At 60.7% G+C, this 5,341-nt stretch carries 6 protein-coding genes and 2 pseudogenes; 7 read left to right on the top strand and 1 reads right to left on the bottom strand.

Annotation, left to right across the window (positions count from 1 at the left end):
* From PH547_RS33405 to PH547_RS33375, 7 genes and pseudogenes are all read left to right on the top strand, one after another.
* A partial coding sequence (locus PH547_RS33405) for an ISAs1 family transposase (RefSeq protein ID WP_285170457.1) occupies positions 1-280 on the top strand: 280 nt, incomplete at its 5' end.
* Positions 281-407: 127 nt separating this feature from the next.
* Complete coding sequence (gcvA, locus tag PH547_RS33400) at positions 408-1,331, top strand: transcriptional regulator GcvA (protein WP_004112795.1); 924 nt, start codon at positions 408-410, stop codon at positions 1,329-1,331.
* On the top strand, positions 1,303-1,800 hold the full coding sequence (locus tag PH547_RS33395; protein WP_240535388.1) for a hypothetical protein: 498 nt from the start codon (positions 1,303-1,305) through the stop codon (positions 1,798-1,800). The genes gcvA and PH547_RS33395 overlap by 29 nt, the downstream gene beginning before the upstream one ends.
* Entirely contained in the window at positions 1,800-2,147 is a 348-nt protein-coding gene (locus PH547_RS33390; protein WP_120670745.1) for an FAD-dependent oxidoreductase, read from the top strand. Before PH547_RS33395 ends, PH547_RS33390 begins: the two co-directional genes overlap by 1 nt.
* 81 nt (positions 2,148-2,228) lie before the next feature.
* Positions 2,229-3,263 carry an alcohol dehydrogenase gene (locus tag PH547_RS33385; protein WP_120670743.1) on the top strand — a complete coding sequence of 345 codons (1,035 nt, stop codon included), beginning with the start codon at positions 2,229-2,231 and terminating at the stop codon, positions 3,261-3,263.
* Complete coding sequence (locus PH547_RS33380; RefSeq protein ID WP_184806333.1) at positions 3,250-3,957, top strand: cupin domain-containing protein; 708 nt, start codon at positions 3,250-3,252, stop codon at positions 3,955-3,957. Before PH547_RS33385 ends, PH547_RS33380 begins: the two co-directional genes overlap by 14 nt.
* 13 nt (positions 3,958-3,970) lie before the next feature.
* Positions 3,971-5,090, top strand: a pseudogene (locus PH547_RS33375) (MFS transporter); the annotation flags it as partial.
* On the opposite strand, the pseudogene PH547_RS33370 reads toward PH547_RS33375, so the two are convergent.
* Positions 5,063-5,341, bottom strand: a pseudogene (locus tag PH547_RS33370) (IS701 family transposase); the annotation flags it as partial. The pseudogenes PH547_RS33375 and PH547_RS33370 sit on opposite strands and share 28 nt — an antisense overlap.

Raw genomic sequence — 5,341 nt, 5'->3', positions numbered from 1 at the left:
CCGCTTCTATATCTCCTCACGGTCGATGACCGCGCTCCAGTTCGCCGAGGCCATACGTGGCCATTGGGCCATCGAGAACTCCCTCCATTGGGTACTCGACGTCACCTTCAACGAGGATGCCGCCCGATCTCGAACCGGGCATGGACCAGCCAACATGGCCGTCGTCCGACACTTCGCCATCAACATGGTTCGAAGCCATAACGACAAGCGCAGTATCAAACTCAGACGAAACAAAGCAGGCAGAAACCCACAATACATGGCCGAAATCATCCGAGCATGACTGTTAACCCGGATTCAGAGCCGTGTTCTTTGCCTCACAGGACTTGACGGGGTGTGGCCCATAATGGAGATGTCGCTTCGTGGCTTTGCCGCTCAATTCTCCCTTCTTCGCGTAGGAGAAAGTCACTTTGAACAGAAAGTCACCGGTCTATCTGAACGCGCTGCGTGCCTTTGAAGCCAGTGCACGTCACGGCAGCTTCTCCGGGGCTGCCGAGGAACTCAAAGTCACCTCAGCTGCGGTAGGACAGATGGTGCGGGGGTTGGAGGATTGGCTGGGAATGCCGCTCTTTCATCGTACCACCACCGGAAAGGCGAGGCTTACCCCGACCGAACGGGCCGAACATGCCCTTCCCGATATCAGGGCAGGGCTCGATCAGCTAGTCATTGGGCTGGAGCGTCTTCGCGCGTCCGCAACGAGCGGAATCCTCAACGTAACCGTCAGTCCTGCTTTCGCCGCCAAATGGCTATTGCCCCGCATCGACCGCTTCCAGGCCAGATGTCCGGAGACCGACATTCGGCTCGAGACGAGCCTGAAGCTGGTCGATTACAAGGCACATGGAATAGACATTGGCGTGCGCTACGGAGATGGAAGCTGGCCGGACCTGATCGCCGAAAAGCTGATGGACGAGGAAGTCTTTCCTGTCTGTTCGCCCAGGTTTTCAGAAATTGGAAGTCTAAACGTCCCAGCCGATCTGACGCGCCAGACGCTCATACACGATCTCTCCGTGGACCCGGCACTCGGTTTTGTCACCTGGGACCGCTGGCTGCGCGCCGGCGGCGTATCAGATTCCCAGCCGCAAAGGGGCATGAGTATCAATAATTCCGCTGCCGTCCTGCAGGCTGCGATCGAGGGTCGGGGCGTAGCGCTGGCCCGCAGCATCCTCGCCCATGACGATCTGACTGCGGGAAGGCTCAAGCGGCTCTTCCCCGATGTGACCGTGCCATCGACGCTTGCCTACTACATCGTCTACCGGTCGCAGTATGCGTCGCTGCCGAAACTGCAGGCCTTTCGCAACTGGCTGCTTGAAGAAGCCGGCACGGCACGGCCCTAACTCGGCCGCAGCGCAGCGCGCCAAGATTTTCTTTGCCGCGCCCAAGAAACTCTCATTTGTCAAGCCGGCCATGCGGGCGCATCAAACGGCGCATATGCATTTTTGGCGAGGAACATCCCTCGCCGCGTGCGGCCAAGCGAAACCCGAAAGTATGACCGTGGCTTATCTCCAAATCACCCTTCAGATCGCCGCCGCGAACCGTCGCGCTGCCATCGGCATCTATCAGAAATACAAGGAAACGTTCCTCACAGACATCGGAGCGACCTCCAAGGAGCTTCTGATCCGCGACGATGACGTGCAGGTTCTCCATGGGTTCAACAGCGTTGAGGACGCAGGGCCTATCTCGAAAGCGAACTCTTCAACGACGACGACGTCACCGATTGAAGCCGCTGCTGGCGGCAGCGCCGGACATTCGGATTTACGCCATCGCCTGAACTGCAGCGAGCATAACATCCAGATAACCCGCTAATGGCTTCAACGACAACAATATCGACTAAGGCCATTGTCATCGTCGGCGGCGGCCTTGCCGGACTTACGGCAGCCTATCACCTTCATCGCAACGGGCTCGACTTTACCCTGGTCGAGGCACGGGAACGGCTGGGCGGCCGCATTCTCACGGCTGACCCGCAAACCGATGTCTCGCACGACGGTTTCGATCTCGGCCCTTCCTGGCTGGCCCGACATGCATCCGTCGGTTCAGGAATTTGCACGCGAGTTGGGGGGTCGATCAGACCTGGCAGAGCTGGATCAGTTTGGCAGGCAGCGAACAGCACTCAACGATCCCGGTTATCTGGCTGGGGCCATCGAAGCCGGTGAGCGTGTGGCCACGCCCCTGATCACCAGGCGAGACGGAGATCGTTCATCCCCTATCTTGAAATGCGAGGAAAGGAGCAGGTCATGAAAACAACCTATCGGGCGATGCAGATATCCACGTCCGGCGGCCTTGAGCTTGTGGACCGACCGACGCCGGGCGACGAAGAAGTGCTGATTGCGGTTGAAGCCTGCGGCATCTGCGGCGCGGATTTAAGCGACATCGACAAGGCGGACCGGAGACTACAGCCGCCGCGCGTTCCCGGCCACGAAGTGGTCGGCCGGATCATCGCGCTTGGATCAAACACGCCCTCGGCTTGGAAGCTCGGCCAGCGCGTCGGCGTTGGCCGGCTCGGCGGGCATTGCAACGAATGCAATGAATGCCGCCGTGGCCGTTTCAATCTATGCCGCAACCAGCCCGTTCTCGGTTCTTCCTGCGATGGCGGTTACGCGGAAATGATGATTGCGCGCGCGACCGGACTCGTTTCCATTCCGGACAAGCTTTCATCGGAAGAGGCAGCACCGATCCTTTGCGCCGGCATCGCCACATTCAATGCCTTGAAGAAATCGGGCGCTGAGGCAGGCGATACGGTTGCTATTCTCGGAATAGGCGGGCTCGGGCACATGGCGCTGCAATATGCCCGCAAGATGGGCTTCCGCGTGGTCGCGGTGGGTCGGGGCGACAATATTGCCGAAGATGCTGTGAAGCTCGGCGCCCATCGTTACATTGACACGAACAAGGAAAATGCCGCCGAGGCTTTGAATAAGATGGGCGGCGCCAAAGCGATCCTGACCACGATCGGCAATCCGGACGCCGTCTTGGTTTTGATGCCTGCACTTACACCGGAAGGCCGCCTGGTCGTGCTCGGCGTCGGCAAGGATCCCCTGCCGGTATCGACTGGATATCTGGTGGGCGCTGAGCGAGGCGTGATCGGCTCAATTACGGGGTCGCCGTTCGAGAACGAGAAGACATTGGACTTCAGCGTCCTGGCCGGCGTGCGGCCGATGATCGAAACCATGCCGCTGGAGCAGGCCGCCGAAGCGGTCCGAAGAATGCGTTCCGGTGAGGCGAAATTCCGGATCGTTCTGACGATGGGAGACCAGACCAATGCGGATCAATGAAGACCTGACAAAGCCGGTCATCGCCCATGCGGCCAAGCTCGACTGGGTGCCGAGCCCCGCCGCCGGCGTCGACCGACGGATGCTCTACCGCGTCGGCGGTGAAGTCGCGCGTGCGACCTCGATCGTGCGCTACGCGCCGGCAAGCGCCTTTCCCCGCCATGTCCATAGCGGCGGCGAAGAAATTCTTGTGCTTCAGGGGACGTTCCAAGATGAGCATGGCGACTATCCGGCCGGAAGCTATTTCCGCAACCCGCCCGGCACCTCGCACGTACCGGCGCCGGAGGAGGGCTGCATGATTTTCGTGCGCCTTTGGCAGTTTCGTCAGGGCGACAGCATGCAGATTGTCCGGCAGCCAGGCGAAGGCCAAGCGGCCCCATTGCGCGCCGGCGCCCGTGCGGCGCGTGTTCTCTTCGAGGATATCGCGGAACGCGTTTCGATCGAGACCTGGCAGTCCGGCTCAGCCATTGCCATCGAAAATCGCCGTGGCCTCGAATTTCTGGTGCTGTCCGGCAGCCTGATATTGCAGGGCGAGACGCTGGAGCCGCAATGCTGGGGACGGTTGCCGGCAGGCAGATCATTTGAGGTGGCGACAGGCCCAGAGGGCGCCGAAATCTGGATCAAGGACGCCCCTCTTCAGCACGCCGGTGTGCTGCCGATGCCCTCCTCGGCCACGCACCACAAACCAAGATATTGAGCAGGTCACGCAAATGGGGATCGCCGAGGCGACGTTCCGCGACAAGGACGATGTCGCGAAACAGGAAAAAATTGCGTCAAGAAACGTCTGGGTTCTGACGGCGGCACAGTCGCTCGGGGGCGCCAATTCTCCCATCGTCATTTCGCTCGGCGGGCTCGTCGGCCAGCATCTGGCATCTGATCCGGCCGCAGCAACTTTGCCGGTCAGCATGCTCAACCTGGGGCTTGCTCTGGGAACGCTGCCGGCTGCGGCCGTTATGCGCCGGTTCGGACGGCGCGCCGGATATATAATAGGTGCAGCGCTCGGTACGATCGCGGGGATCGTTGCCACGATGGGCATCGTCCAATCAAGCTTCATTGTCTTCTGCATGGGCACGCTGATCGCCGGTTTTTACTCGGCCTATGTCCAGAGCTACCGCTTTGCGGCGACCGACGGCCTGACTGGCGCCGGGCGTGACCGCGCAATATCGCGCGTGATGGTCGGCGGGCTGATTGCTGCCATCATCGGGCCGCAACTCGTCATATGGACGCGTAACGCTCTGCCGGGACATGCCTTTGCCGGCAGTTTCCTCAGCCAGGCGATGCTCGCCCTGCTCGCGGTGCCGATCCTTTTGCCACTGCGCCGCCCGGCGGGTTCCGCCGCCGTGCATGCCACCGCCATCAGCGCCCGCCCGCTTGCACAGATACTGACCTCGCCACGCTATCTGCTGGCCGTTGCGACCGGCGTCGTCTCCTACGGCCTGATGACCTTCGTCATGACGGCGGCACCTATGGCCATGGTCGGACACGGCCATTCCGTCGATTCCGCAGCGCTTGGTATTCAGTGGCACGTTCTCGCCATGTTCGATGTTCGGGCCAAGCTTCATTACCGGCCGCCTCATGGCACGCTTCGGCAAGGAGCGCGTGGCGGCGGTGGGACTTCTCCTGATCGGCGGGTCGGCGCTTATTGCGCTCAGCGGTGTCGATATCGCGCACTTCTGGGGATCGCTTATCCTCTTGGGGCTGGGCTGGAATTGCGGCTTCATTGGCGCCACGGCGATGGTTGCCGAGTGTCATTCGCCATCCGAACGCGGCAAGACGCAGGGCGCTAAGCTTGACTTTGTACATTATGCGGCGAAGCAAATCGCCTGCGCCATACGGACAAGTCGCCCTGGCGGTATTTTATGCATTTCCAGGTTTGACGGTGAGTGTCGATAAAGATCGTCGCTCCACAAAACGAGACGCACAGCGCCAATCGCATCTGTGAATGTCAGATCGGTTTTCCTGTACCATGCCGCCGCGTAAGGGCGCGTGGTTTGGCTGAGAACATCTCCCGCCCACAGCGTCACGAGACTATAGAGGGCCAAAAGTGAAGGTGTCGTGCGGATGATGGCGTTGCCATTCCA

Source organism: Rhizobium cerradonense, from assembly GCF_030182455.1.
Classification (GTDB): Bacteria; Pseudomonadota; Alphaproteobacteria; order Rhizobiales; family Rhizobiaceae; genus Rhizobium.
Note: the sequence above shows the minus strand (reverse complement) of the source record. Positions and strands in the feature narration are given on the sequence as shown.